Here is a 24,544-nt window from a genome sequence, read left to right as displayed (position 1 = left end):
ATCCGCAACGGGCGGGGCTGCCGATGGTCGACGTATTCATTTCCTATTCGCGCAGCGACCAGCCGATGGTGGCGATGCTGGCCCGCGCCGTAGAGGCGGCCGGCTATGACGTGTGGTGGGATGCCGAGCTGCCGCCGCACCAGTCCTATGGCGACGTGATCACCGAGAAAGTCGCGAGCGCCAAGGCGGCGATCGTCGTCTGGTCGGCCAGCGCGGCCAAATCGGAATGGGTCCGCGCCGAGGCCGACATGGCGCGCAACCAGCGCAAGCTGATTCAGACCGCGATCGACGATGTCATGCCGCCGCTGCCATTCAACCAGATCCAGTATGCCGAAATGGGCGACTGGCGCGGCGAGGACGACCATCCGGGATGGCGCAAGGTCAAGCTCAGCCTGGCCGATCTGTGTGGCCAGCGCGGCACCGCGGAACCGTCGACGCCGCGCGTTCCGCCGCCACCGCAGTACCAACCGCAGCCCACCCCGGCCCCCGCACCCACTGCGTCGCGTTGGCCGCTGTTCGCGGGCATCGGCATAGCCGTGGTCGCGCTGGCCGTGGCGGGCGGTATGTTGCTGGGGCGGGGTAGCAATGCTCCGGCCACGCCGCCTTCCAGCGCCGCTCCCGTGGCAGCGCCGGCCCCTGCCGTTGCCGCACCGCAGCCCGAGGCGGCCGCTCCCACGCCTTCGCAGGCGGTACCGGCCCCGGTTCTCGATCCCGATCAGGAGGCGGCGCTCAAGCCCAATCCGGCCGACATGGAATTTCCCGATTCCAGCACGCGGCTGCTGACGGCCGCCGAAGTCATGTCGAAGGGCCCGACGACCCTGCGGATCGCGCGCAACGAGATTTATGCGCGCAAGGGACGCAAGTTCAACGATCCCTGGCTGCGCGACTGGTTCAGCCGCTATACCTGGTACAAGCCACTTTACGATCAGGTGCAGCTGACGCCGACCGAGCAGTCAAACGTCGACCTGTTGGCCAAGGCCGAGGCGCGCTACGGTGGCTGAGACCGGCCCGGCCGCGGTCGTCGGCTATTGCGGTCATATGTTCAACGCTGGCTGTGCCGAGGAAGTGCCACTTGCCGCACGGATCGGCGAGGCGCTCGACCGGCTGGGCACGACGATCGGCTATGGCCCGTTGGCCTGCGGCGCCGATCTACTCATTGCCGAGGCGCTACTAGCGCGCGGGGCCGAGCTCAACGTCGTGCTGCCCTTTGCGGAAGAGGACTTCATTCCCGAATCGGTGCTCTGCGGCGGCGAGGGCTGGTTGGCGCGCTATCATGCCTGCCGCGATGCCGCGGTGGCGGTCCATTTCGCCACGCCGGGGGCTTATGTCGGCGACGACAACCAGTTTGCCTATAATACCCGCCTGGTCATGGGTCTCACCGCGCTGCGCGCCCAGCAGATCGGTAGCGAGGCGGTGCAGGTGGCGGTGATTTCGGACAAGTTCCAGACGCTGTCGAAGACCGGGCTTGCCGGCACGCTCGCCGACATCGGCATGTGGCAGGCGCTGGGGCGCGAGACCGTGGCGATCCCGGCCGGCCCGGTGGAGCGCAACCTGGCCTTCCCGCAGCACGCGCCCGCCGGCGACGGCACGCGGCGCGAGATCCGCTCGGTCCTCTTCGCCGACTACAAGGGCTTCTCGCGGCTCGGCGAGCGCGAACTGCCGCTGTTCATGGCCGAGGTCATGGGCCGCATCGGCGCGGTGCTGGCCGAGTTCGGCGACCACGTCGAGTTCCGCAACACTTGGGGCGACGCGATCTACGCGATCGTCGACGAGCCGCGCATCGCTGCGCGGCTGGCATTGGCGCTGCAGCAGCGCCTGGCGGACCTGCCGCCGGCGCTGACCCCGCCCGGCGGCATCGCGGGGATGCGCATCGGCCTGCACTATGGTCCGATCTGGGTCGGCACAGACCGCATCACCGGCAACCGCATCTGGTACGGCAGCGAGGTCAACCGCACGGCCCGGATCGAGCCGGTAACGCCGGTCGGCGGGGTCTATTGCACCGAAAGCTTCGCCGCGGCGCTGCTGATCGACGATTGCAACGACTGCCGCTTCACTTCGGTCGGACGCAAGGCGCTGGCGAAGGAAGCCGGCGAGCTGGAGTTGTATTTGTTGGAGGCGGTGTAGCGCTTGGCCTTCGACAAGCTCATGCTGAGCGGGGTTGGATTCTAAAACAACATCCGCTCATGCTGAGCTTTGTCGAAGCATCACCCCTTCCGCGCAGCCTCGATCGCTTCGGCCAGCCGGTCCTTGCCCACGGCGCCCGAGAGCAGCGCATCGCCCGCGATCCAGCTCGGTGTGCCGCTGAAGCCCAGCCTGCGGGCGAATTCGACGTTGCGTGTCAGTTCCGCCTCGAGCCTGGGATCGGCGATGGTCTTGTTCGCACGGTCCATGTCGAGCCCGGCGGCCTGGGCGGCGGCGGCGATCGTTTCGGGGCTGGGCTGCCCGGCGGCGTACATCGCGTTGTGGAACGCGGCATATTTGCCTTGCTCTGCGGCGGCGAGCGCCATCTTGGCGGCATTGGCGCTCTGCGGACTGAGGATCGGCAACTCGCGCACCACGACGCGCAGGTCAGGATTGGCGGCGATCAGCTGCTCGACCTCGGCGACGCTCTGACGGCAGAATGTGCAAGCGAAGTCGGTGAACTCGACCAGCGTCACCTTGCCTTGCGGGTTGCCCAGAACGGCGCCGGGGAAGGGGGCGTGAACCTGATCGCTGATGCCCGAGAGCGCTTGCGCATTCTCGCGCTTCTGCAGGTTCTCCATCGCCTGGGGCAGGATCTCGGGATGGTCGAGGATATACTCGCGGACGATCTTTTCGACCTCGGCACGGTTGCCCTTAGTCCGATCACTGTCGTGCCAATAGCGACCGACGAGCAGGCCGGCACCGAGGGCGAGAACGATTCCGACGACGGTCAGCACCGTCCAATTGCGAGAGTTCATAGGCGGCGGGCTACCTGCGTTTGCGGGTCTGTTCAATCGCCGCGCGCGCCTGCATGGCAATATCCTGCGCGCGCAGCCAGTCGGGCGAGCCCTTGGGCAGCGCCGACTCGGCCGCTTCGGCGCTGCCCAGAGCCTCGGGCATCCGCATCGAGAGCACCTGTTGCTCGGCGCTGGCGAGACGCGCACGCGGCATGTCGCCGTTGGCCGCATAGACCACGCCGAGTTGGTACCAGGCAAAGGGGTTCTCGCGGTCGCGCGCCACGGCCGCCTTCAGCACGCGCTGCGCCTCCGGCATGTTCTTGGCGTCTTCGGTGGCGATCAGCGCGTGACCGAAAGTAGTGGCGATAAGCGGCTGGTTGTTGGTGAGCTCGGTCGCGCGTCGCAACGGGGCGAGCGCGTCGAGTGGCTTGCCCGCTTCGAGCAGGATCTGGCCCTTGAGCTCGAGGAAATAGGGGTCGTCGGGCGCCTGCTTGAGCAGCGCGTCGGTCTCGTCCATCGCCTTGTCGAGGTGCGCGTCCTTGTGAAAGGCATAGGCGCGGGCATAGCGCGCGGGGACCGAGTTATCGCCTTCGGGATAGGTCCGCAGCGTATCGGCGGGTTCGGCCAGATAGCCGAACAGCTTGGCCTTGGCCCGCTGGAACCGTGCCTCGATCGCCGGGTCGCTGGGCTTGTTCCAGGCCGGATCCTTCTCGTAGGTGTCCTGCAGCGTCGTGATGCGGTCGCCGGTCATCGGGTGGGTGCTGTAGAATTCGGAGTCCGCGTCGCGCGTGAAGCCATAGCGGAACTCAAGGTTCTGCAGCTTCTTGAAGAAGGCGACCGAGCCCTTGCCGGTGATCCCGGCTTTCGAGAGGAACTGCGCGCCGGCGGCGTCCGCGCTCGATTCCTGGCTGCGGCTGAAGGCGAGGTACTTGCCCATAGCTGCCTGCTGCCCGGCCATAAGCACGCCGATCGCCGCGTCGCCGCCGCCTGCAGCGGCCGCGCCGGCCGCCAGCAGCAGCGACAGCAGGCTGATGCCCTGGGCTGCCTTGCCGCCGCCGTCGCTGATGGCATGGCCGCCGACGACGTGGCCTAGTTCGTGCGCGATCACGCCCTGGACCTCGTTGGCGCTGTCGGCCGTGTTGATCAGTCCGCTGTTGAGATAGACCGCCTGACCGCCGACGACGAAGGCGTTCACCGAGGAATCGTTGACCAGGACGACGTCCACGTTCTTGGGGTCGAGCCCCGTGGCGACGACAATGGGCTGCGCCATGTCGTGCAGCAGCGCTTCGGTCTCGGCATCGCGCAGGATCGATTGGGCGGCGGCGGGCTGCACCGCGATGACGGCGGCTCCGGCAATTGCGAGCAGAAGGCGGCCCGGCGTGCGAAGGCGATTGCGCATGGGCTCTGCGCTAGCCTGAAAAGCGCTGAACCGGGCATGAAGCGGGTAGGGCATGCAATGGGTGTAGCCGCGGGGCGCTTGCTTCACCACCTTCGAGATGTATCAACATGCCAAAGCACTTTCAGCAAGATGAACGAGGCGGCTGCATTGTGACAATTGGCGACAATAAACCCTTGAGCCGGCATAACCGCGCGACATTCGGCTTCTAGAAGCAAGGCCAAGGAAGCTGTGTTGCGGGACGTTCCCCCTCCCCTTCACGTCCCCGGCGCGGCTTCCGCCTTTTTTGGGAAGTATCGGAGGATCGAAATGAAAATGACCAGGACTCGCAAGATCATGCTGGGGCTCTCGCTGGCCGTCACCGCTGTTGCCGGTGGGGCCTATGCCCAGCAGGCCGCCAAGGGCGACGGCTCGTTTACCCGTGCCGAAGCTCAGGCCAAGGCGCAGGAAATGTTCGCCCGCATGGACGTCAACAAGGACGGCAAGCTCGACCAGGCCGACCGCGCGGCGCGCCGCGACGCCATGTTCGATCGCATGGATACCGATCACAACGGCCAGATTTCGCGCGCCGAGTTCGACGCCATGGGCCCGGGTGCCCGCGGTCCGCATGGTCCCGAAGCCGGCGGTCCCGACGGTGAACGCGGTTCCGGCAAGCACGGCTGGGGCCACCGTGGCGGCCATCGCGGCGGCGGAATGATGATGGGCCGGATGGCCGATGCCAACAAGGACGGCACGATCACCCAGGCCGAATTCACGGCAGCAGCGCTGCAGCGCTTCGACCGGATGGACACCAACCACGACGGCACGGTGACCAAGGAAGAACGCCAGGCCGCGCGTCAGGCGATGCGTGAGCAGTGGAAGAGCCGTATGGGCCAGCCCGAAGCCAAGCCCAACTAAGCCCGGAGCGCGGTAAGCATGAACGAGACCGCGCCCGTCCGGCTGCTGATCGTCGACGACGAGGCAGCCCTGCGCGAACCCCTGGCCGAGTACCTCTCGCGCCAGGGGTTCGACGTTGCCCAGGCAGCCAGCGCTGCAGAGGCGCGCAGCCAGATCCGCGACGACCAGAACAACGGGGCGGCCCCGGATCTCGTCCTGCTCGACATCATGATGCCCGGCGAGGATGGTCTGTCGCTGTGCCGTCATCTCGTCGAATCACGCGCGATTCCGACCATTTTCCTGACGGCCAAAGGCGAGGCGACCGACCGCATCGTCGGGCTTGAGATCGGCGCCGACGACTACGTCGTGAAGCCCTTCGAGCCGCGCGAACTGGTCGCGCGCATCCGCTCCGTGCTCCGCCGCGCCGGCCGCAGCGCCGCCGCGCCCGAGAACGAGCTGTTCGAATTCGAAGGCTGGAAGCTCGACCCGCTCAAGCGCCGGCTGATCGACCCCGAAGGAGCGATCGTGGCAATCTCTTCGGTCGAGTTCCGCCTGCTCATGGCCTTCCTCGAACATCCGCGGCAGGTGCTCGATCGTGACCGCCTGCTCGACATGGTCCAGGGCCGCGAGGCGCATCTGTTCGACCGCGCGGTCGACAACCAGGTCAGCCGCCTGCGCCGCAAGATCGAGGTCGACAGCCGCAACCCGCAGCTGATCCAGACCGTCTGGGGCGGCGGCTACATGCTCGCCACCGACGTCAAGCGCACTGCTTCCGCATGATCCGCAGGTTCCTGCCGCGCAGTCTGATGGGGCAGATGATGCTCGCGGTCGCGGTCGCGCTGCTTGCCGCGCAGCTCATCGGTGCGGTTCTCGCCTATCGCGCGGGGGCCGAGCGGCGCGAAGCCGCCTTGCTGCATTCGGCAGCATTTCGTCTTCTCTCGGCGCGCGACGACGACGATCGCGCCCAGGGTCGCCCGCCGCGCGACGCAGGCAGGGGGCGCGGCCCCGATTTCGGTCCCGGCTTTCGCGGTGGCGGCGGTGGTGGCGGCTTCCGGTCCGAGCGTGCCATCGCATCGCCGCAGCAGGCGGGCGACGTGCGCGACAGTGAAGCCGAGGGCGAACTGCGCCATATCCTTGCCGACCAGGACTTCGCCGTGGCGGACGTCATCGTGCTGCGGCGCGCGATCGCGCGTGACGAGGTGGCCAGCCGCCGGCTCGAACGGCAGCGGCGGGTGCTCGTTGCCCAGCACGAACAACAGCCGACGCAGGTCGTCGTCGCGGCCGTGAAGATACCCGAACGCGACGGTTGGATCGTCGCGCGCGCGATCGTACCGCCGGGCGAGCGCGCGATCGTCATATCGCTGCTGCTGCAGACGCTGTTCATCTATGTCGTGCTGGTGGGCGCGATCGCGCTGATCCTGCGGCGCATCACGCGGCCGCTGGAGGCGCTGACCGAGCGGCTCGAGCGCTTCACCGAGACGCGCAACCCCGATGGCCAGCTCGAGCCAGAGGGCCCGGACGACGTGCGCCGGCTGATCGTCGCGCACAATGCGATGGAAGCGCGCATCGCCGCGTTGCTCGATGAAAAGGACGTGATGCTCGGCGCGATCGGCCACGATCTCAAGACGCCGCTCGCGGCGCTGCGCGTGCGCATCGAATCGGTCGAGGACGATATCGAGCGAGCGCGCATGGCAGCGACGATCGAGGATATCGTCCGTTCGCTCGACGATATCCTCTCGCTCGCTCGCGTCGGCAGGCCGAGCGATCCGCTCGAGAAGTCCGAGATCTCGGCGCTCGTCGCTTCGGTGGTCGAGGAATACGAGGACATGGGTGAGCCGGTCGAACTCAATGACATGCCGCGTATCGTCCTGCCGGTGCGGTCGACCTGGCTGCGCCGCGGCCTGCGCAACCTGATCGACAATGCGCTGCGCTATGGCCAGCGCGCGCGGGTGTCACTGGTGCGAGAGACGCGGCAGGCGGTGATCTGGATCGAGGACGATGGGCCGGGTATCGCCGAAGCCGATATCGAGCGGATGATGGAGCCGTTCTCGCGCGGCGAGCCTTCGCGCAACAGCGCCACCGGCGGGGCCGGGCTCGGCCTGACCCTCGCCCGCGCCATCGCCGAGCAGCACGGCGGCTCGCTCGCGCTTGCCAACCGCCGCAGTGCGGACGGGAAAGTCGTTGGGCTGGTCGCGACGATCAGCCTGCCGCTTTAGGTCACTTCAGGCGCGCGAACTCGGCCGAGAGCTCGTCCTTGCGCTTGTCGCTCAGCACGCCGCAATTGCGCATGCGCTCGATCGTTCGTTCGAGTTCGAGCTCGCCGGACTTGCCCGCGAAGCGCGGGCGTAGATCGCGGGCAAATTCATCGGCGCGCTGGACCGAGCAGAAGCGCGAGAGCATCTGCGGCAGGCGCGCGGCGAAGAAGATCCCGCCCGCGCCCGTAGTCAGTTCGTCCAGGTGCGCGCGCAGCCAGGCATAGCCCACTTCGCGCGTGCTTCCGTTCAGGATCACCCCGCGCAGCAGGTCGCGCTTTTCGCTCGCACGCAGACGCGGATCCTTGAGGCCGTCGAGCAGCCAGGCGGCAACATCCTTGCGCCCGCTGCCCGCCACCGTGCCCAGCGCGGCAGGGCGGAAGGCCGGGTCTTCCGAAGCCAGGGCCTTGTCGACCAGCGCCTTGGCGGCGGGCAGCTTGCCCTGCGCGAGATGGACGTCGAGACCGAGCCCCAGCCATGATTCGTCGAGCGCCTGGGCATTGCCGGCGAGGAAGTCGCGCGTCGCCGCTTCGAGCTGCCGCCGCAGGCCCTTGTCGCGCGCCGCGCCGGCGAGCTGTGCGACGATCTGGACTCGCCTCTGGGCGCGCTCGGGCGCGTCGGCGGCATAGGCACCGGCACGCGGATTGAAACCGTACTGCGTCAGCAGCGGCGCATAGAGCCGCTTGACGAAGCGCCGCCAGCCGCGGCGGCCGGCATCGTCGAGCAGGTCGGCGCTGGTCAGGTTGCCGAGCGCGCCGATGGCGACGTCGCTGGCGTAGCTGTCGGGATAGTTGATCAGCTTTTCCGCCAGCGCGGCCAGCTTGGTCGCGCCTGACCGCCCCGCGAGCAGGCTGGCGAACAGTGAATCGACCGTCGCCTGGGCCTCGCTCGGTGTCAGCTTGTCGGCATCGGCGATCAGCGCGTCCCAGTCGGCCGCGGGCAGTTCGAAGCGGTAGTAGCCGGTGCCGCCGGCATTGGGCACCAGCGGGCCGCTGCCGGAGATCGTCGCCGCTGCGCTTTCCTCGGTCAGCAGGCTGCACTGGCGCGTCTCGCCGCGGCGCAGGCACATCGGCACGCCCCAGCGCGTTGCGGGCGGCGTCGTTCCGAGCTTGGCGTAGCGGCTCTGGCGGACAGTGTAGCCGTCTGCTGTGCGGGCGAAGGTCAGCAGCGGCACGCCCTGCTGATCGATGAAGCTCTGCATCGCCGGGATGATCCGTGGATCGTGCGCAGCGTCGGCCATGGCGGCGAAGAAGTCGGTGCTGGTGGCGTTGCCGTAGCGGTGCGCGGCCATATAGCGGCGCACGCCGTCGCGGAATTTCGTGTCACCCATGAAGGCCGCGATCATCGCGACGACGTGGCCGCCCTTGCCGTAGGTGATCGAATCGAACGAGGCGTCGATGTCCGAATTGGCCGGGATCTTCTGGTGGATCGGCCGCCCGGCGAGCAGCGCGTCAGTGTCCATCGCGCCGAAGCCCTCGGCCACCGCGCCGGCGCGGATATTGAGATCGGGCCGCCAGGCGTCGCCGATGCGGTAGCCCATCCAGTTGGCGAAGCTTTCGTTGAGCCAGATGTCGTCCCACCACGTCGGCGTGACGAGATCGCCAAACCACTGGTGCGCCAGCTCATGCGCGACGACCATGCCGAATTGCCGCTTCTTCGGCGTCGGCGCGTCCTTGGTCATCACCAGCAGGCTGTCGCCATAGAGATCGGCGCCGGCGTTTTCCATCGCGCCGGGCTGGATCGGTGAGGTGATCTGGTCGAGCTTGGGGTAGGGGAAACCGTCGGCGAAATAGTCTTCGAGCAGAGCGACGATTTCCTTCGAGCCCTGTAGCGCGAAGTCGAGCTTGGCGGCGTTGGGCTGCGTCGTGACGATGCGCAGCGGCAGCGGTTTCGTGCGCTGCGGCGTCGGCGGAACCGTGCCTTCGACCGTGGCGAAGGGGCCGACCATCATGGCCACGAGATAGGTTGGCAACGGCAGGGTCCGGGCGAAGCGGTGGACGTCGAGTCCGCCCTCGGCGGTCGTCGATGTCTCAGGCGCGTTGCCGACCGCTTTCAGTCCGCGCGGTGTGCGCAGAGTGACGGTGAACGAGGTCTTGAACGAAGGCTGGTCGAAGCCCGGGAAAGCCGCACGCGCGTCAATCGATTCGAACTGTGTCCAGCTATACCAGTCGCCGCCAACCTTGACCCGGAACATGCCGGTGGGTCCGTCCTGGAACGGCGCATCGTAGTCGAAAGCAAAGACGACCGGTCCGGCCGGCAGCGGCTGGGCGAAAGTCAGCGCGACGACGCCTGTCGGATCGATCTGCTTCCAGGTCCCGACGAATTCCTTGCCGCCGACCCGCGCGACCGCGCGGTTCATGGCGAAATCGCGCCCGTGGAGGAATATAGTCGCGCTGGGCGCTTTCAGCAGCGCGTCGATCTCGACCTTGCCCGAGAAGCGCTCCTTCGACGGATCGACGGTGAGATCGAGGCGATAGTCCTGCGGCTGCACGGCGTCGGAAAGCTGTCCCACCGGATAGGCGGCTGGCGTCGCGGCAGGCGCTGGGGCGGGAGCTGGAACGGCGGCCTGGGCGAAGGCTTGCGCCGGAACGGTGGCCAGCAGCGCGGCCAGGAGTGTGCGGATCATCGCTGCCTTATTAGCGCAATAATCCGCCAAGCAAACCCCGTGCGAATCGGCCGAGCGCACCGCTGCCCAGAACCGCACCTACTGCGGCGGTGGCGGCCGAGGCCATCGGCGATGCCGAAGACTTCCGGCCGCTCATGCTGCGTGCGACCATGGTCCCGGCCGAAGCTGCGGCGGCGCCCAGCGCGGCCTTGCCGGCCTTCTCCCAGAGCGAGGGCGACTGGCGCGGCTGCGCGCGCTGCGCTTCCTCGCCCTGCTGCTCGACGACTTGCGCCGCCGCCACTGCATCCTGTGCTTTCTGCGCCAGGATTTCGGACGCGGATTCGCGATCCACCTCGGTATCGTACTTACCCTCGCAGGGGCTGATCGACTGGACGATCGCACGCTCCTTGGGCGTTACCGGCCCGAGCCGCGAGCATGGTGGCGCTACCAGGGTACGCTGGACCACCGAGGGGCTGCCGTCGTCCTGCAAGGTCGAGACAAGCGCTTCGCCCACCTTGAGCTCGGTGATCGCCTTCTCGACGTCGAGATCGGGATTGATCCGGAAGGTCTCGGCCGCGGCCTTGATCGCGCGCTGGTCGCGCGGGGTGAAGGCGCGCAGCGCGTGCTGAACGCGGTTGCCGAGCTGGCCGGCGATCTTCTCGGGAATGTCGATCGGGTTCTGCGTGATGAAATAGACGCCGACGCCTTTCGAGCGGACCAGCCGGACGACCTGCTCGACCTTGTCCATCAGCGCGTCGGGTGCGTCCTCGAACAGCAGGTGCGCCTCGTCGAAAAAGAAGACGAGCTTGGGCTTGTCGGGATCTCCCATTTCGGGAAGCGCCTCGAACAGTTCGGACAGCAGCCAGAGCAGGAAGGTGGCGTAGAGCTTGGGGCTCTGCATCAGCTTGTCGGCGGCGAGGATGTTGACGTAGCCCTTGCCGTTGTCGTCGCAGCGGATGAAGTCAGCGATCTCGAAGGCCGGCTCGCCGAAGAACTTGGCTGCGCCCTGGCTGTCGAAAGCGAGCAGCTGGCGCTGGATCGTACCGACGCTGGCCTTCGACACGTTGCCGTACTTGGTCGCGAGCTCGCCGGCGTTCTCGGCCGTGGCGGTGAGCACGGCCTGCAGGTCCTCGAGGTTCAGCAGCAGCCAGCCGTTGTCGTCTGCATAGCGGAAGGCGACGTTGAGGACGCCTTCCTGCGTCTCGTTGAGGCCCATCAGCCGCGACAGCAGCAAGGGGCCCATTTCCGAGATGGTTGTGCGGATCGGGTGGCCCTGCTCGCCGTAGAGATCCCAATAGATCGCCGGATTGTCGTGATAGGCGTAGTCGGTGATGCCGATTTCCTTCGCCCGGCCTTCGAGGATCGCGGCGTTCTTGAACTCGTGGCTGCCGGCCATCGAAATGCCCGAGAGATCGCCCTTCACGTCGGCGAGGAAGACGGGGACGCCGTTGGCGGAGAACTGCTCGGCGATGGTCTGGAGCGTGACGGTCTTGCCGGTGCCCGTCGCGCCGGCGATCAGCCCGTGGCGGTTAGCTCGGCCGAGGTGCAGCACCTGCCGCTCGTTGTTCGCGCCCAGTCCGATGTAGATCTCGCTCATGCCGCACTCCAGCTGTCTTGCGGCACAGGTGTACCGGGGCCTAGGACACTGTGCGAGAGGCTTTTTGCAAGCGGCGCCTGTCGCGGCTAGAGGGCGGGCAGAATGGCCGAACCCTTCATCCTGCTCGACGATGCCCGGCCCGAGGGCGCGAGCGACGCCAGGCTCTACCGCGCGCCGGTCGAGCTGGTCGTCGCACGGCGGCCCGAAGAGGTGGCGCCCGCGCTGGCGCGGATCGAGGCGCTGCATGCCGAAGGGCGCGAGCTGGCCGGCTACCTCGCCTATGAGGCCGGCCTTGCGCTCGAACCGCGGCTGGCCTCGCTCGCCGCGGGGCGAACCGGGGCGATGGGGCCGCTGGTCTGGTTCGGTGCTTTCGAGAATTACGAGACGATTTCCGCCGCCCAAGTACCGCAGTGGCTCGCGGCGAATGCCGGTGGTCCATCGGGCTCGATCGGTCCGCTCGAGCCGCAGCTTTCATTCGGCGGCTATGGCCGCAACTTCGCCGCGCTGCAGGAAGCGATCCGCGCGGGCGATATCTACCAGGCCAACCTGACCTTTCCGCTCGCGGCGTCCTGGCGCGGCGATCCGCTGGCGCTCTACACGGCGATCCGGCCCTCGGCGGGCGCCGGTTACGGCGGCGTGGTGTTCGACGGCACGCACTGGCTGCTCAGCTTCTCGCCCGAGCTGTTCTTTGCGCTGAAAGACGGCGCCGCGACGGTCAAGCCGATGAAGGGCACGCGTCCGCGTGGCCGCACGCCGGGCGAGGACAAGACGCTGGCCGACGAACTCGCCGCTTCGGTCAAGGATCGCGCCGAGAACCTGATGATCGTCGACCTGATGCGCAACGATCTCTCTCGCGTTGCCGAGCCGGGCTCGGTGCGGGTCGAGAACGCCTTTGCGGTCGAGAGCTATCCGACCGTGCACCAGATGGTCTCGACCGTGCGCGCGCGGCTGCAGCCGGGCAAGGGGGCGGTCGACATGATCCGCGCGTTGTTCCCCTGCGGTTCGATCACCGGCGCGCCCAAGATCCGGGCGATGGAACTGATCCAGCAGACCGAACGCGATGCGCGGGGGGCATACTGCGGTGCAATCGGCCGTATCGATCCCTCTGGCGATGCTGCGTTCAATGTGGCAATCCGAACTTTGCGTCTGACACCCGGCGAAAATGGTCGGGGTCGTGCGGTGCTGGGGGTGGGATCGGCGATCGTCGCCGATTCCGATGCACTGGACGAATGGCGCGAGTGCCTGGTCAAAGGGGGTTTCGTGCGAGAGTCGCCGGCGAGTTTCGACCTGATCGAGACCATGGCCTTCACGCCCGACGGCGGCATCCCGCTGCTCGAACTGCATCTCGAACGGATCAAGGCGAGCGCTTCGGAACTCGGCTTCCTGTTCGATCGCCACGCCGTGCGCAACGCGATACAGGCGCTGTGCTTCGATGCCGATCGGCCGGGCAAACTGCGGCTCGTGCTCGCGCGCAGCGGTTCCTACAGCCTCGAACTGGCCGACCTTCCTGCCGACTTGCCCGACCCGGCGCCATGCGCGGTGTTCCGCCTGCCGGTCGATCCGGGCGATTGGCGGCTGCGGCACAAGAATTCGGACCGCGGCTTCTACGAGGCCGGGCTTGCCGCGGCGCAGGCCGAGGGCGGGGTAGAGGGGCTGTTCCTGCGCAGCGACGGGCTCGTCACCGAAGGCTGCTTCACCAATGTCTTCGTCGAGCGCGACGGCAAGCTGCTGACCCCGCCGCTGGCGCTGGGCCTGCTGCCGGGCGTGCTGCGCCGCGCGCTGATCGAGGAAGGCCGCGCCGAAGAGGCGGAGCTGACGCTCGCCGATCTCGGCCAGGGATTTTTCATCGGCAATGCCCTGCGCGGCCTGATGCCAGCGAGGCTGCTTCCATGACCGACAATACGTCCATAGCGCTCCAGCGCATCGCCCCCTCGCAGACCACGGCGATGACCGACCGCGCCACGGCGCTCAAGGCCGAAGGGCGCGACATCATCTCGCTGTCGGTGGGTGAGCCCGATTTCGCCACGCCGCCGCACGTCATCGCCGCGGCAAAGGCGGCGATGGACGCAGGTGATACGAAATATACCCCGGTGGGCGGCACGGCGGCCCTGAAGAAGGCGGCGGCGCTGCATTTCGCCCGCGATCTCGGCATCGAAGTGCCGGTCAGCCAGGTGACGATCAGCGCCGGCGGCAAGCAGGCGATCTTCCACGCATTGTTGGCGACGCTTGATCCCGGCGACGAAGTGCTGATCCCCGCGCCGTGGTGGGTCTCCTATCCGGAGATCGTCCGCTTCGCCGGGGCCGAGGTGGTCAAGCTGCCGACCGACGCCGCGGGCGGCTTCCGCATCACCGCCGCACAGCTCGAACAGGCGATCACGCCGCGTACGCGCTGGTTGCTGCTCAATAGCCCGGGCAATCCCACGGGCGCGACCTATCCGGCCGAGGAGCTGCAGGCGATCGGCGAGGTCTTGGCACGCCACCCGCGCGTGCTGGTGATGAGCGACGATATCTATGCGCCGATCCGCTACTCGGGCGGCGCCCATGCGACGCTCGCCGTGGAATATCCCGGCATTGCCGACCGCGTGCTGACCGTGTCGGGCGTCTCCAAGAGCCACGCGATGACGGGCTTCCGCATCGGCGTCGTCGCTGGCCCGCGCTGGCTAATCCAGGCGATGGAAAAGCTGCAGTCGCACAGCTCGGGCAACCCCAGCTCGGTCAGCCAGGCTGGCGCGGTGGCGGCGTTCGAGGGCCCGCAGGACTTCCTGCTCGACTGGCGCGAGCGGTTCCGCACGCGGCGCGATCTCGTGGTCGGCGGGATCAATGCGATCCCCGGCCTGTCGAGCCCGGTGCCCGACGGCGCGTTCTACTGCATGGTCGACGCCGCGCCCTTGATGAGCCGGTTCGGCAATGACGAGGCACTGGCCTTGCAACTGCTAGAACACGGCGTCGCCATCGTCCCGGCTTCGGCCTTCGGCGGGGCGGACGGCTTTCGCATCAGCTTCGCTGCCGACGACGCGCAGCTCGCCGAAGCCGTGCGCCGGATCGCGGCGGCGGTCGCCTGATGGACCTGCCCATCCTGTTCGAAGACGGCGAGGCCCTGGTCATCGACAAGCCCGCCGGTCTGCCGCTCGATCGTCCGCGCGCCGGCGGGCCCTGCCTCGAGGACTATCTCGAACAGCTCAAGCTCGGCTTCCAGCGCCCACCCGCACCGGTCCACCGGCTTGACCAGGATACCTCGGGCTGCCTGCTGCTCGCGCGCAATCCCAAGGCGCTCAAGCGCTTCTCCGCCGCTTTCGAGGAGCGCCAGGTCGACAAGACCTATATCGGCCTCGTCGCCGGCGAGCTGGCCGAGGAAGCCGGCACGATCGAACTCGCACTGTCGAAGATCAGCAGCGAGAAGGACGGCTGGCGGATGATCGCAGCGAAGAAGGGCAAGCCGGCGATGACCCATTGGGAGCGACTGGCGGTCCACGATGGCGTCACCATGGTCCGCTTCAAGCCGGTGACCGGTCGCACCCACCAGATCCGCATCCACGCGCTCGCCGGGCTCGGCTTTCCGTTGGTCGGCGATCCGGTCTACGGTAAGAAGGACCGCCGCGTGACCCGCACGATGCTCCACGCCTCTGCGCTTATCCTGCACCGCGGCGACAAGCCGCCGGTCGCCGCGACTTCGTCACTGCCCGCCGATTTCGCCATTCTCGGCTTCGAAGAGCCGGATGCCTGACGCTGAGCCTGCCATCGAACGCGCGCAGGCACTGGCGAGCGAAAGCTTCATCACCGCCTCGGGCCCCGGCGGCCAGAACGTCAACAAAGTGGCGACCGCGGTGCAGCTGCGGCTCGACGTCTTCGCGTTGCGCCTGCCCCCCCGAGATCTTTCACCGCCTCAAGGAACTCGCCGGCAGCCGTATGACCGCGCGCGGCGAACTCGTCCTCACTGCGCGCCGCTTCCGTACCCAGGAAGCCAACCGCGCCGACGCCCGCGAGCGGCTCGCCGAACTGCTGACCGAAGCGCACAATCTGCCCGAAAAGCGCGCCAAGTCCCGCCTCAACCGTGTCGGCAAGGAACAGCGGCTCCAGGGCAAGAAGCTGCGCGGCGCGGTCAAGGCCGGGCGCGGTAAGGTGAGCTTCGACTAGATCGGATCGTAGGGCTGAAGCATTTGCGCCGTCAGATCGGCCCGCTCGAAATCTGGGCGCAACGCGGGCATCAGCTCGTCGGCGATCGACTGCGCGGTCCAGCCTTCGCTCTTGGCCATCGAGCGGAGGATGCGCGGCTTGGAATAGAGAAAGATCTCGTTGCGGCGCACGCCGAAGACCTGGTTGGTGACGTCTGCCGCGACGTCCGAGGCAAGATAGGCGACGAGCGGGGCGATCTTTTCGGGCCCCATGTCGCGGAACTTGGCCATGCTGGGGTCGTCGTCGGCGCGATGGCGCGTCAGGTTCTCGATCATTCGGGTGAACGCGACCGGCGCGATGCAGTTCGAGCGCACGCCGTAGCGCGCCATGTCGAGCGCGATCGACTGCGACAAGCCGACGATGCCCAGCTTGGCCGCGGCATAATTGGCCTGGCCTACGTTGCCGGTGAGCCCACTGCCCGAGGTGAAATGGATGAAGCTGCCCGACTGTTGCTCGCGGAAATGCGGCGTTGCGGCCTTGGCGACGTTGAAGGCGCCGTGGAGGTGGACGTCGATCACCGCGCGCCAGTCCTCGTGGCTCAGCTTGTGCCAGATCGCGTCGCGCAGGATGCCGGCGTTGTTCACCACGGCGTCGATCCGGCCGAAAGCGGCAATGGCGTCGGCGACGATCGACTGCGCGCCCGCGGGATCGGCGACGCTGGCGAGATTGGCCTGGGCCTGGCCGCCGGCGGCGCGGATATCGGCGGCGGTCTGCTCGGCGGGGCCGGCATCGCTGCCGTCTCCGTCCTGCGCGACGCCGGGATCGTTGACCAGCACCGCGGCACCTTCCTGCGCGCAGAGCAGCGCGATGGCTCGCCCGATGCCGCGCCCGCCGCCGGTCACGGCGACGACCTTGCCCGCGAGCATCATGGCGTGGTGCTTGCGCTGGCCGCGGCCGAAGGGGCCGGAGCAGGCGGATGCAGCGCGTCCTTAGGAAGCTGGCGTTTCTCGATCATCTCGGCCGCCTCGTCGAGCGCGCGGGCCTCGCCGACGGTGACGCCGCCCGGGCCGGGGGCATTGTCCGACTTGCCGCAGGCGGCGAGAGCGAAAAGAAGGGCGAGCAGGCAGGTCTTGCGCATCGCGGCATCATAGCCGCTGGCGAAAGCGCCGCCAGCCCCTCCAATCAGGTTCGGGCGATCAGGCCTCGATGATGCGCGAGGCCGGGTGGTGCTTGTCGAGATGCTTGCGGACGATCTTCAGGTTGCGCGTGTTCGACCGGAAGAAGAAGTCCGCGACGGCGCCGACGAAGGGCACCGCACCGATGACGGCGTCGATCCCGACGTTCCCCATCATCCGCGTCATCTGCCACTTCGACATGCCGAGGTTGCGGGCTTCCCAGACCAGGTACATGCCCATCAACGCGCCGATCGCATTGCCAGCCACGGGCACGATATCGAGGATGACGTCGAGCCCGATCGGCCGGTTGATACCGGGGATGACAAATACCCGCTCGAGCAGCCGCTCGGCCATTTCTATGCGCTGCCGCACGGCGACTGCGTCGCGTCCGAGGGGTAGTTCCGGCGCCATGCGCCGTGTCTGCTGTGCCGTACCGGCCATTTTGGTCTTCGCTCCGATCCCGTCCGAACGACGGACGCGCTTCATTTGGGAAGCATAGCCATCGGCATCAAGGGATGAATGTTCCAGCGGTTGGCGGCGAAGCCGTGGACGTCACCGCGTACAAGCGACCAGCGGATCGGCGGGCCGAAGGGGATGAAGGCGTTCGCCTTGGTCAGCTCTGCCTCGGCATCGGCGAGCAGATTTTTGCCGACCGCGGGGTCGCTCGCGCGCTGCGCCTGAGCGACCAGGCGATCAGCATCCTCGCTGCAGAGGCCGCGCCTGGCACCGCAACCCAGCTGGTTCAAGAACCAGGCGGCGCGGGGATAACGGGCGACGGCGTCGACCAGGCGGAGTTCGGCTTCGTCGTCGGGGCCGACCTGCTGGGCCTCGATGCCGACTGCTGCGAGATCGGCCCGCAGCCGCGCGAACAGGATATCGCCGCCGCGTCCACGCGGCAGCGCCAGGCGCAGTTCGACCGGTGCCGGCGCTCCCGGCTGGGTGGCACGCCAGCGGTTGACCCGTGCGGTGGCCTGGGCGCGGCGCTCGCCGATCGACAGGCCGGGCCAGCGTTCGCCGATGGAGCCTGGATCGTCGGCCACGCCGGCGCCGACGATGCGCGTGGTCGGGGTCCAGCCGCCGACGCCGAAAGCGTCGATCAGCGCGCTGCGGTCGATCGCCATGGCCACGGCCTCGCGATTTTCGGGCGCGGCAAGAAAGCCGTCGGTCTCCGAAACGGCCAGTCCGAACAGGCCCATGACCGGGTCGAGCTGGATCGTCCCGCGGATGAGCCCGACCGAGCCTGCCAGGGGGAAGTCTTCGATCCTGCCCCCCAGCAGGACGTCCGCCTCGCCGCTGTTGAACCTGGCCACGGCCTGTTCGGCGGGAAGCGCGAGCAGCCGCAGCGGGCGAACCTTGCCGCTCCAGCCCTCGACCTGGGGCAGCCCGCGACCCTCCGGCGGAATCGCGGTCAGCAGCGCGACGTCGCCGTCGCGCCGCAGCCGCATCGGGCCGGTGCCCAGATCCTCGTGGGCTAGGCCGAGCTCGGGCTGGGCGAGCAGCTGCAGCAGGTTGGGCATCGGCGCGGCCAGCCGGATCTCGATCACGCGTCCGGTCATCACGCGGATTTCGGTGATGCCCGAGAGGTCGAGCGCCAGGGGCATGCCGCGGAGCCCCGCCATCGTCTCGCGCAGGGCGGTGCGCAGGCTCTGTGCGGTCAGCGGGCTGCCGTCGGCCCAAGTGCCGTCGCGCAAGCGGAAGATGTAGCTCAGCCCGTCGTCGGTGACGATCCAGCGGTCCGCCAGGGCCGGGACGATCTGGCCCTGCTCGTCGAAGCCGACCAGGCCCTCGACCGTCGCGGCGCGGATCAACCGGGCCGGCGGCGAAAGGCGTGCGGTTTTCTCGAAAGGCGAAGCGGGGCTGCCGATGGTGACGACGGTCAGCGCGTCCTTGCCCGAACCGCAGGCGGCAAGCGGCAGGCCAGCCAGCAAAGCGACCAGCAGCTTGATGCGTTTCGCGAGGGATTTCCGGGCCTTTCGCATCCGCGCCGGACCTAGCCGATTTTGCCGGAGGCGGGAATGCGGCTGGGCAAGGAATGCCCGGCCAGTTTGGGATCAGATCTTGCGCAGCGACTTAGCGTCGCGGGGCACGTATTTATGCTGGGGCGAGGGGCTGGCACCCGCCGTCTGTGCCTGCGCCACCGGCGCGCGGGCCACCTTGGGATCGATCTCTTCCTGGAAGGCGACGCCGAAGCGATCGTCCTGGACCCAGGCTACCGAGCCTTCGACCCAGCCGATATTGCGGATGTTCACTTCGACGAGGTCGCCGCGCGAAACGCGCACCGTACCTTCGCCCATCATGCCGCCGGCGGAGAGGTTGCGCACCTTGATGCGATGCTCGGCGGCGGAATCGGGCAGGCGCAGGTCGGCCATGACGAACAGGCTGTCGCGCGCGATTTGCCTATTTTCACTTCCGTCCATCGTCTCGCCTAGCCAATTGCCAGTGCCAAATCGAAGATCCCAGTCGAGATCCGTGCGTGCAACCATGGTGCGACCCATAGCCGTCGTACCACCGCCCGCTGATAAACGGAACTGACAAACAAAGCTTTAATCGGGAATCTGGAGGCGCCGCATCAGACCGATTTCGGGACAGATTGGCCATCAGACGGATCCGAAGCCGCGGATAGCCGAGAAGCTGGAGCATCGCCTTCGAAGCAATCGAAGGCGATCGCACATCAGTCGTCGCGGGACACTTTCTCGCGACGTTCGTGCGCCTGCTGCGCCTCGACCGTCATCGTCGCGACGGGGCGGGCGGTCAGCCGGCCGATGCCGATGGGCTCGCCGGTGACCTCGCAATAGCCGTAGTCGCCTTCCTCGATGCGGCGCAGCGCCGAATCGATCTTGGCGATCAGCTTGCGCTGCCGGTCGCGAGTCCGCAGCTCGATGCCCCAATCGGTCTCGCTCGAGGCGCGGTCGTTGAGGTCGGGCTCGCGGATCGGGCCGTCCTGGAGCTGCTGCAGCGTATCGGCCGCGGCATTCAGAATCAGCTTCTTCCATTCCATCAGCAGGCGCCGGAAATAGTCCTGCTGCGCCTCCGACATATAGGGCTCGTCTTCGCTGGGGGTGTAATCGCCCCCTAGCGCACGTTTGGCTTTCGCCAGGACGTCGATTTCATCAGCAAGGGCAGTCGCCATCAGAGTCTCCGCACCACTCCTCCCCGGACCGCCTGCATTTGGTGCCCCGGGTTTTCCCGGTAGCGTACTGCGAGCCACGGTTGCCGCGCCTATAGTTGGGGGCCTGAACCCGCACAAGCGGCAATAGACTTTCTCCTACATGAAATTTCCTTAAGCCCTGCTGAAGATGACATTTTTGTGAGAATTCCGAGCTTTGGGCATGTGGGTTCGGGCCAATCCGGGCCTCGCCCGGCGAGAAATGCGGAAACGCGTTAACCTTTTCTTGACCATAAATCTGCCAGCGTCCGACACAGGACGGGCGAAGGAGGACCCGTATTTTCAGCCAGGGGGGCAACTAGCATGACGATAGCCTGGATACACAATACTGACTTGGCCGGCGCGAGCGAAACGCAAGACACAGCCGGTGACATGATGGTGGCACGATGCCTCGCCGCAGCGGCGCAGGGCGACATTGCCGCCTATTTCGATCTCGGTGTGGCTTACTCGACCGGCGGCCACGGCATCGCCTGTGACCTGGTCGAAGCGCACAAGTGGTTCAACCTCGCCGCCGTCGCGGGTCACGAGGAAGCCCAGATGTGCCGGGCGGACATTTCGGAAGAGATGACCGCGCGCGAGATCGCCGAAGCCCAGCGCCGCGCCCGCGAATGGCTCGCCGCGACGGCTCGCAAGGCGGCCTGAGGTACTACTGGTTCTGCTGCGATTTCCGGGCCGGCCGGGGGCAGCCGGCGCGAAATCGCCCTAACCTTTCTTGAACGGCGTTCGCGTGCCGAGATAGAGCTGCTCGCCGACGATCCCCTCGCGTTCGCGCGCGAGGAATTCGGCGACCGCTTCGCGAAATCCTTCATGGACGATGTAATGCGCCGAGATGGTGCGCACCGGTTCGTAGCCGCGCGCCAGCTTGTGCCCGCCCTGTGCGCCCGCCTCGACGCGGGAAAGCCCCAGCGCGATTGCCGCGTCGATCGCCTGGTAGTAGCAGAGCTCGAAATGCAGGAACGGCTTGTCGACCAGCGCCCCCCAGTAGCGGCCATAGAGCGCGTCGGCACCGATGAAGTTGAGCGCGCCCGCGATGGGTTGGTCATCCACGAAAGCCAGGACCAGCAGGATCTGATTCGCCATCCGCTCGCCGAGCAGGGTGAAAGCTTTGCGGGTCAGATAGGGCTGGCCCCATTTGCGTGCGCCGGTGTCCTGATAGAAATGCCAGAAGGCGTCCCAGTGCTCGGGGCGGATGTCGTCGCCGCGCAGCGCGCGAATCTCGACGCCGGCCTGCGCCGCGGCACGCTCCTTGCGCAGGTCCTTGCGCTTGCGCGAGCTCAACTGGGCGAGGAAGTCGTCGAAGCTGGCGTAGCCGCGGTTTTCCCAATGGAACTGGATGTCCTCGCGCAGCAGCCAGCCGGCGCGCTCGAATAGCGGAGCCTGGGCAGGCTCGATGAAAGTGGCGTGGGCGGAGGACAGCCCCTGCTGCACGCAGAACTGCTCGGCCGCGCGCAGCAGGGGCGCCGCGAGCGCGGGCTCGGGGGTCAGCAGGCGCGGGCCGGTCGCCGGGGTGAACGGCGCGGCGATCTGCAGCTTGGGGTAATAGGAGCCACCGGCGCGGTGCCAGGCATCGGCCCAGGAGTGGTCGAAGACATATTCGCCCTGGCTGTGCGACTTCACATAAGCCGGTAGGGCCGCCGCCAGCCGCCCGTCGGGCCCGTCGATCACAAGCGGGGTCGGCAGCCAGCCGCTGCGCTCGCCGACCGACTTCGAATCCTCCATGGCGCTGAGGAAGGCATGCGAGACGAAGGGATTGCCCCCATCGGTCAGCGCGTCCCATTCGGCGGCATCGCATTCGCCGACCGAAGCGAGCAGGCGGACGGCATAGGCGGGATCGGAATCGGCCATGAGGTCAGCCTAGCACAGGCACTTGCCCGATCCCCGCCCCTTCGGCGATCGGTGCGTCGGCGTGGAGCGCCGCCCTGTCGCGCAGTTCTGCGCTGCGCACGGTCCAACTCGCCACGGGCAGGCCGCGGCTGCGCTGGCCGGCGGCGAAGGCGCTCGGCAGGTCGCGGATGTCGTAAGCGAGGAAGTCGGGCCGCGCCTGCCAGAGCGACAGGTGTCGCTTGATCCGGCCCGTCGCCGTCTTGTCGTTCTCCTCGGTGACGACGAGCCCGCGCACGGTCGCCGGCGAATGGGTCGCGAACCAGCGCGATACGCGCGGATCGAAGCTCATCACGGCGTGCGGGCCGACATAGCCTTCAAGCACGCGGCGAACCGCGAGGCAGATCGCGCCGATATGCATCTGGCGGCGCGACTTGATTTCGATCAGCAGCGGCACGCGGCCGTCGATCTGGTCGAGCAACTGGCGCAGCGTCGGAATGTGGTCCTCGCTGCCGGTCAGCATAATCGCGCCGAGTTCGGCGGCGTTACGTTTCGCCACGGGTCCGCTCTGGCTGGTCAGCCGGTCCAGATCCCAGTCGTGGAAGACCATGGCCTGGCCATCGGCCGAGCGCTGGATGTCGCACTCGATGCCATAGTGGCGGAAGATCGCGGCGGCGAAAGCGCCGGGCGAATTCTCGGGAACGCCGGGGTAGTGAAGGCCGCGATGGGCGAAAATATGGTCGCCGATCCAGGCGGCCTTGCCCGGATCGGGCGCCGGCGCCAGCCAGCGGTCAATCGGCGCGAATGGCGACAATGGCATCGATCTCCACCGCGGCGCCAAGCGGCAGTACGGGTACGCCGACCGCGCTGCGGGCATGCTTGCCGGCCTCACCGAAGAGCGCGGCCATCAGTTCGGAAGCGCCGTTGGCGACCTTGGGCTGGTCGGTGAAATCGCCGGTCGAATTGACAAAAGCGCCGAGCTTGACGATCCGTTCGACCCGGTCGAGCGAGCCCAGCGCCGCACGCAATTGGGCGACGATCATCAACCCGCAGGCGCGCGCCGCCTCATAGCCCTTGCCGGCATCGACGTCGGCGCCGAGCCGGCCCTTGACCAGCACGCCGTCGACAAAGGGCAGCTGGCCCGAGACGTGGGCGAGCCCGCCGGCGATCACCACCGGAACATAGGCGGCCACCGGCGCGGCGGGTTCGGGCAGTTCCAGCCCGAGTTCGGCCAACTTCGCGTCGATTGCGGCGTCGGTGGTCATGCGGTCTCCGTGGTGGCGTTCTGGTTGGTCAGGCGATCGAGCAGCCAGGGCAGGGCGCTCTCCCAGTCGTCGATCCGCGCATGAGCGTGGCCGGCGGTGTGGGCGCAAGTGATATGCGGCGCGAGCAGCGGCTCGGCGCAGAGGTGTAGGCGGCTGACATGCGGCACTAGCTCGGCGGCCGAGCCGTGGTGCTGGGCGATGTCGTCGATGAACACCGCGCGCGACGGCTGGTACTCGTCGAGGATTGCCTTGAGCGCCGGGCCTTTCGGCCCCTGGTTGGTGAATACGCGCAGATCGAGCCCGTGGCCGAGCAGCTGCTGGGTTCGCGCCTGCTGGCGGAAGTCCTTGAGATTGGTCAGGACGACGACATCGGCATGCTCGCGCAGCGCGGCGATCGATTGGATCACGCCGGGCACGGGCGATTGGCGGTGCATCTGGCCGTCGAAGAACAGGTTGAGCAGCCGCCAGACTTCCTCGCCCACGACCGTGTCGCCGCTGCCGGCATAGGTCATGGCGCGGCCGAAGTCCTCGCGGCTCATGTCGAACAGGATGCCCTGCGTCTCGGCCAGCCAGTCGCGGAACGGCGCGATCATGTAGAGCAGGACTTCGTCGCAATCGGTGATGACCAGCGGCCGGCTCATGGGTTCAGTCTTTCGCGCGCGCCGGCAAGGTCCTGCGGCGTGACGCCGAGCGCATCGGCCGCGGCGACGAGATCGGGTTCATGCGAACAGAGGAAGTCGAGCACCGCGCCGAGCAGTGCCGGATCGCCAAGGCCCTCGCGCAGTTCGTCGGGGGTTAGCCCCGTTAGCGCGAGCAGGCGGGAGGCGCGGCTCTCGTCGCCCAGCACCCAGCCGAGCGCGGACAGCGCCAAAGCCTGTGAATCCGCATTTATCGCGGGGGATGAGCGGTCTCGTAGAATTGTCAGTCTCGCCTGCAGCGCTTAGAAGTTCGCTTTACCAACATGGTGCGCGGGCTGGCGAATGGCAAAGCGAATCCTCGTTGTCGAGGACAACGATCTCAATCGGAAGCTGTTCTGCGACGTGCTGAAGAGTCAGGGCTATGCCGTGGAGCCCGTCGCCGATGGGCTCGATGCGCTGGACAAGGCCAAGAGCTTCGTCCCCAACCTCATCATCATGGACATCCAGTTGCCCAACGTTTCGGGGCTCGACCTGATCGAGGCGGCCAAGGCCGATCCCATCCTGCGCTCGATCCCGGTGCTGGCGGTAACCGCCTATGCGGGCAAGGGCGACGAGGAACGCATCCGCGAGGCGGGCGCCGATTCCTACCTGGCCAAGCCCGTGTCGATCGGGCCGTTCATGGCGGCCGTGAAAGGTCTGGTCGAAAAAGCGGCAGTCTAAGG

General features: G+C 67.5%; 25 protein-coding genes and 1 pseudogene. 11 read left to right on the top strand and 15 right to left on the bottom strand.

Annotated features, from left to right (window positions below):
- The first annotated feature begins 23 nt into the window (after window positions 1-23).
- Both KRR38_RS20040 and KRR38_RS37445 read left to right on the top strand, forming a co-directional pair.
- Entirely contained in the window at window positions 24-1,001 is a 978-nt protein-coding gene (locus KRR38_RS20040) for a TIR domain-containing protein (protein ID WP_217404857.1), read from the top strand.
- Window positions 994-2,124, top strand: coding sequence for an adenylate/guanylate cyclase domain-containing protein (locus tag KRR38_RS37445; RefSeq protein WP_217404855.1), 1,131 nt, complete (start codon window positions 994-996; stop codon window positions 2,122-2,124). The genes KRR38_RS20040 and KRR38_RS37445 overlap by 8 nt, the downstream gene beginning before the upstream one ends.
- Window positions 2,125-2,204: 80 nt before the next feature.
- On the opposite strand, the gene KRR38_RS20030 is transcribed toward KRR38_RS37445, so the two are convergent.
- Both KRR38_RS20030 and KRR38_RS20025 read right to left on the bottom strand, forming a co-directional pair.
- A complete protein-coding gene (locus tag KRR38_RS20030; protein WP_217404853.1) occupies window positions 2,205-2,939 on the bottom strand; it encodes a DsbA family protein in 735 nt (244 codons plus the stop codon).
- A 10-nt stretch (window positions 2,940-2,949) separates the two neighbouring features.
- The gene (locus KRR38_RS20025) at window positions 2,950-4,317 is read right to left on the bottom strand and encodes a M48 family metalloprotease (protein ID WP_217404850.1); all 1,368 of its coding nucleotides are present in this window, start codon (window positions 4,315-4,317) and stop codon (window positions 2,950-2,952) included.
- Between the two features lie 312 nt (window positions 4,318-4,629).
- On the opposite strand from KRR38_RS20025, the gene KRR38_RS20020 reads away from it, so the two are divergent.
- From KRR38_RS20020 to KRR38_RS20010, 3 genes are read left to right on the top strand one after another with little or no spacing between them, the layout of a single operon-like run.
- The gene (locus tag KRR38_RS20020) at window positions 4,630-5,211 is read left to right on the top strand and encodes an EF-hand domain-containing protein (protein WP_217404848.1); all 582 of its coding nucleotides are present in this window, start codon (window positions 4,630-4,632) and stop codon (window positions 5,209-5,211) included.
- An 18-nt stretch (window positions 5,212-5,229) separates the two neighbouring features.
- Window positions 5,230-5,970 carry a response regulator gene (locus KRR38_RS20015; RefSeq protein WP_217404846.1) on the top strand — a complete coding sequence of 247 codons (741 nt, stop codon included), beginning with the start codon at window positions 5,230-5,232 and terminating at the stop codon, window positions 5,968-5,970.
- On the top strand, window positions 5,967-7,406 hold the full coding sequence (locus KRR38_RS20010; RefSeq protein ID WP_254514890.1) for a HAMP domain-containing sensor histidine kinase: 1,440 nt from the start codon (window positions 5,967-5,969) through the stop codon (window positions 7,404-7,406). Before KRR38_RS20015 ends, KRR38_RS20010 begins: the two co-directional genes overlap by 4 nt.
- A 1-nt stretch (window position 7,407) precedes the next feature.
- On the opposite strand, the gene KRR38_RS20005 is transcribed toward KRR38_RS20010, so the two are convergent.
- Both KRR38_RS20005 and KRR38_RS20000 read right to left on the bottom strand, forming a co-directional pair.
- Window positions 7,408-10,068 carry a M1 family metallopeptidase gene (locus KRR38_RS20005; RefSeq protein ID WP_217404843.1) on the bottom strand — a complete coding sequence of 887 codons (2,661 nt, stop codon included), beginning with the start codon at window positions 10,066-10,068 and terminating at the stop codon, window positions 7,408-7,410.
- Between the two features lie 10 nt (window positions 10,069-10,078).
- The gene (locus tag KRR38_RS20000) at window positions 10,079-11,644 is read right to left on the bottom strand and encodes a helicase HerA-like domain-containing protein (RefSeq protein ID WP_217404841.1); all 1,566 of its coding nucleotides are present in this window, start codon (window positions 11,642-11,644) and stop codon (window positions 10,079-10,081) included.
- Window positions 11,645-11,746: 102 nt separating this feature from the next.
- On the opposite strand from KRR38_RS20000, the gene pabB reads away from it, so the two are divergent.
- From pabB to arfB, 4 genes and pseudogenes are all read left to right on the top strand, one after another.
- Complete coding sequence (pabB, locus tag KRR38_RS19995; protein ID WP_217404839.1) at window positions 11,747-13,537, top strand: aminodeoxychorismate synthase component I; 1,791 nt, start codon at window positions 11,747-11,749, stop codon at window positions 13,535-13,537.
- Entirely contained in the window at window positions 13,534-14,706 is a 1,173-nt protein-coding gene (locus KRR38_RS19990) for a pyridoxal phosphate-dependent aminotransferase (RefSeq protein WP_254514889.1), read from the top strand. The genes pabB and KRR38_RS19990 overlap by 4 nt, the downstream gene beginning before the upstream one ends.
- Window positions 14,706-15,368, top strand: a complete 663-nt coding sequence (locus KRR38_RS19985; RefSeq protein WP_217404837.1) for an RluA family pseudouridine synthase — start codon at window positions 14,706-14,708, stop codon at window positions 15,366-15,368. The genes KRR38_RS19990 and KRR38_RS19985 overlap by 1 nt, the downstream gene beginning before the upstream one ends.
- Window positions 15,361-15,778, top strand: a pseudogene (arfB, locus tag KRR38_RS19980) (alternative ribosome rescue aminoacyl-tRNA hydrolase ArfB). Before KRR38_RS19985 ends, arfB begins: the two are co-directional and overlap by 8 nt.
- Here the strand turns inward: arfB and KRR38_RS19975 are convergent.
- The 6 genes from KRR38_RS19975 to dksA all read right to left on the bottom strand — a co-directional run bounded on the left by KRR38_RS19975 (window position 15,775) and on the right by dksA (window position 20,062).
- Window positions 15,775-16,686 (bottom strand): SDR family NAD(P)-dependent oxidoreductase, encoded by a 912-nt coding sequence (locus KRR38_RS19975; protein WP_309141093.1) that lies wholly within the window; start codon window positions 16,684-16,686, stop codon window positions 15,775-15,777. The pseudogene arfB and the gene KRR38_RS19975 sit on opposite strands and share 4 nt — an antisense overlap.
- Window positions 16,683-16,895 (bottom strand): hypothetical protein, encoded by a 213-nt coding sequence (locus KRR38_RS19970; protein WP_217404835.1) that lies wholly within the window; start codon window positions 16,893-16,895, stop codon window positions 16,683-16,685. The genes KRR38_RS19975 and KRR38_RS19970 overlap by 4 nt, the downstream gene beginning before the upstream one ends.
- Window positions 16,896-16,953: 58 nt before the next feature.
- Window positions 16,954-17,373, bottom strand: a complete 420-nt coding sequence (locus KRR38_RS19965; protein ID WP_375293466.1) for a DUF4112 domain-containing protein — start codon at window positions 17,371-17,373, stop codon at window positions 16,954-16,956.
- Between the two features lie 41 nt (window positions 17,374-17,414).
- On the bottom strand, window positions 17,415-18,911 hold the full coding sequence (locus KRR38_RS19960; RefSeq protein WP_217404833.1) for an ABC transporter substrate-binding protein: 1,497 nt from the start codon (window positions 18,909-18,911) through the stop codon (window positions 17,415-17,417).
- Window positions 18,912-18,983: 72 nt separating this feature from the next.
- Window positions 18,984-19,349, bottom strand: a complete 366-nt coding sequence (locus KRR38_RS19955; RefSeq protein WP_217407359.1) for a PilZ domain-containing protein — start codon at window positions 19,347-19,349, stop codon at window positions 18,984-18,986.
- A 254-nt stretch (window positions 19,350-19,603) separates the two neighbouring features.
- Window positions 19,604-20,062, bottom strand: coding sequence for an RNA polymerase-binding protein DksA (gene dksA / locus KRR38_RS19950; RefSeq protein ID WP_217404831.1), 459 nt, complete (start codon window positions 20,060-20,062; stop codon window positions 19,604-19,606).
- A 339-nt stretch (window positions 20,063-20,401) separates the two neighbouring features.
- Here dksA and KRR38_RS19945 point away from each other — a divergent pair, with 339 nt between their 5' ends.
- On the top strand, window positions 20,402-20,740 hold the full coding sequence (locus tag KRR38_RS19945; RefSeq protein ID WP_375293426.1) for a hypothetical protein: 339 nt from the start codon (window positions 20,402-20,404) through the stop codon (window positions 20,738-20,740).
- Window positions 20,741-20,800: 60 nt separating this feature from the next.
- On the opposite strand, the gene KRR38_RS19940 is transcribed toward KRR38_RS19945, so the two are convergent.
- Genes KRR38_RS19940 through KRR38_RS19920 form a run of 5 tightly spaced genes read right to left on the bottom strand, consistent with a single transcriptional unit; the run spans window position 20,801 to window position 24,055 of the window.
- A complete protein-coding gene (locus tag KRR38_RS19940; protein WP_217404829.1) occupies window positions 20,801-21,943 on the bottom strand; it encodes a GNAT family N-acetyltransferase in 1,143 nt (380 codons plus the stop codon).
- Between the two features lie 4 nt (window positions 21,944-21,947).
- The gene (locus tag KRR38_RS19935) at window positions 21,948-22,739 is read right to left on the bottom strand and encodes a glycerophosphodiester phosphodiesterase family protein (RefSeq protein ID WP_217404827.1); all 792 of its coding nucleotides are present in this window, start codon (window positions 22,737-22,739) and stop codon (window positions 21,948-21,950) included.
- On the bottom strand, window positions 22,711-23,184 hold the full coding sequence (locus tag KRR38_RS19930) for a RidA family protein (protein ID WP_217404825.1): 474 nt from the start codon (window positions 23,182-23,184) through the stop codon (window positions 22,711-22,713). Before KRR38_RS19930 ends, KRR38_RS19935 begins: the two co-directional genes overlap by 29 nt.
- A complete protein-coding gene (locus KRR38_RS19925; protein WP_217404823.1) occupies window positions 23,181-23,825 on the bottom strand; it encodes an HAD family hydrolase in 645 nt (214 codons plus the stop codon). Before KRR38_RS19925 ends, KRR38_RS19930 begins: the two co-directional genes overlap by 4 nt.
- Window positions 23,822-24,055, bottom strand: coding sequence for a DUF3572 domain-containing protein (locus KRR38_RS19920; protein ID WP_217404821.1), 234 nt, complete (start codon window positions 24,053-24,055; stop codon window positions 23,822-23,824). Before KRR38_RS19920 ends, KRR38_RS19925 begins: the two co-directional genes overlap by 4 nt.
- Window positions 24,056-24,164: 109 nt before the next feature.
- On the opposite strand from KRR38_RS19920, the gene KRR38_RS19915 reads away from it, so the two are divergent.
- Window positions 24,165-24,542, top strand: coding sequence for a response regulator (locus KRR38_RS19915; RefSeq protein WP_217404819.1), 378 nt, complete (start codon window positions 24,165-24,167; stop codon window positions 24,540-24,542).
- Window positions 24,543-24,544 lie beyond the last annotated feature (2 nt).

Source organism: Novosphingobium sp. G106 (assembly GCF_019075875.1).
Lineage (GTDB): Bacteria > Pseudomonadota > Alphaproteobacteria > Sphingomonadales > Sphingomonadaceae > Novosphingobium.
This window is presented reverse-complemented; position numbering and strand designations above follow the sequence as displayed.

Coding starts and splice junctions, on each gene's coding strand:
- KRR38_RS20040 (WP_217404857.1), top strand. CDS start 24: ATGGTCGACGTATTCATTTCCTATTCGCGCAGCGACCAGCCGATGGTG.
- KRR38_RS20030 (WP_217404853.1), bottom strand. CDS start 2,939: ATGAACTCTCGCAATTGGACGGTGCTGACCGTCGTCGGAATCGTTCTC.
- KRR38_RS20025 (WP_217404850.1), bottom strand. CDS start 4,317: ATGCGCAATCGCCTTCGCACGCCGGGCCGCCTTCTGCTCGCAATTGCC.
- KRR38_RS20020 (WP_217404848.1), top strand. CDS start 4,630: ATGACCAGGACTCGCAAGATCATGCTGGGGCTCTCGCTGGCCGTCACC.
- KRR38_RS20015 (WP_217404846.1), top strand. CDS start 5,230: ATGAACGAGACCGCGCCCGTCCGGCTGCTGATCGTCGACGACGAGGCA.
- KRR38_RS20010 (WP_254514890.1), top strand. CDS start 5,967: ATGATCCGCAGGTTCCTGCCGCGCAGTCTGATGGGGCAGATGATGCTC.
- KRR38_RS20005 (WP_217404843.1), bottom strand. CDS start 10,068: ATGATCCGCACACTCCTGGCCGCGCTGCTGGCCACCGTTCCGGCGCAA.
- KRR38_RS20000 (WP_217404841.1), bottom strand. CDS start 11,644: ATGAGCGAGATCTACATCGGACTGGGCGCGAACAACGAGCGGCAGGTG.
- pabB (WP_217404839.1), top strand. CDS start 11,747: ATGGCCGAACCCTTCATCCTGCTCGACGATGCCCGGCCCGAGGGCGCG.
- KRR38_RS19990 (WP_254514889.1), top strand. CDS start 13,534: ATGACCGACAATACGTCCATAGCGCTCCAGCGCATCGCCCCCTCGCAG.
- KRR38_RS19985 (WP_217404837.1), top strand. CDS start 14,706: ATGGACCTGCCCATCCTGTTCGAAGACGGCGAGGCCCTGGTCATCGAC.
- KRR38_RS19975 (WP_309141093.1), bottom strand. CDS start 16,686: ATGATGCTCGCGGGCAAGGTCGTCGCCGTGACCGGCGGCGGGCGCGGC.
- KRR38_RS19970 (WP_217404835.1), bottom strand. CDS start 16,895: ATGCGCAAGACCTGCCTGCTCGCCCTTCTTTTCGCTCTCGCCGCCTGC.
- KRR38_RS19965 (WP_375293466.1), bottom strand. CDS start 17,373: ATGGCCGGTACGGCACAGCAGACACGGCGCATGGCGCCGGAACTACCC.
- KRR38_RS19960 (WP_217404833.1), bottom strand. CDS start 18,911: ATGCGAAAGGCCCGGAAATCCCTCGCGAAACGCATCAAGCTGCTGGTC.
- KRR38_RS19955 (WP_217407359.1), bottom strand. CDS start 19,349: ATGGACGGAAGTGAAAATAGGCAAATCGCGCGCGACAGCCTGTTCGTC.
- dksA (WP_217404831.1), bottom strand. CDS start 20,062: ATGGCGACTGCCCTTGCTGATGAAATCGACGTCCTGGCGAAAGCCAAA.
- KRR38_RS19945 (WP_375293426.1), top strand. CDS start 20,402: ATGACGATAGCCTGGATACACAATACTGACTTGGCCGGCGCGAGCGAA.
- KRR38_RS19940 (WP_217404829.1), bottom strand. CDS start 21,943: ATGGCCGATTCCGATCCCGCCTATGCCGTCCGCCTGCTCGCTTCGGTC.
- KRR38_RS19935 (WP_217404827.1), bottom strand. CDS start 22,739: ATGCCATTGTCGCCATTCGCGCCGATTGACCGCTGGCTGGCGCCGGCG.
- KRR38_RS19930 (WP_217404825.1), bottom strand. CDS start 23,184: ATGACCACCGACGCCGCAATCGACGCGAAGTTGGCCGAACTCGGGCTG.
- KRR38_RS19925 (WP_217404823.1), bottom strand. CDS start 23,825: ATGAGCCGGCCGCTGGTCATCACCGATTGCGACGAAGTCCTGCTCTAC.
- KRR38_RS19915 (WP_217404819.1), top strand. CDS start 24,165: ATGGCAAAGCGAATCCTCGTTGTCGAGGACAACGATCTCAATCGGAAG.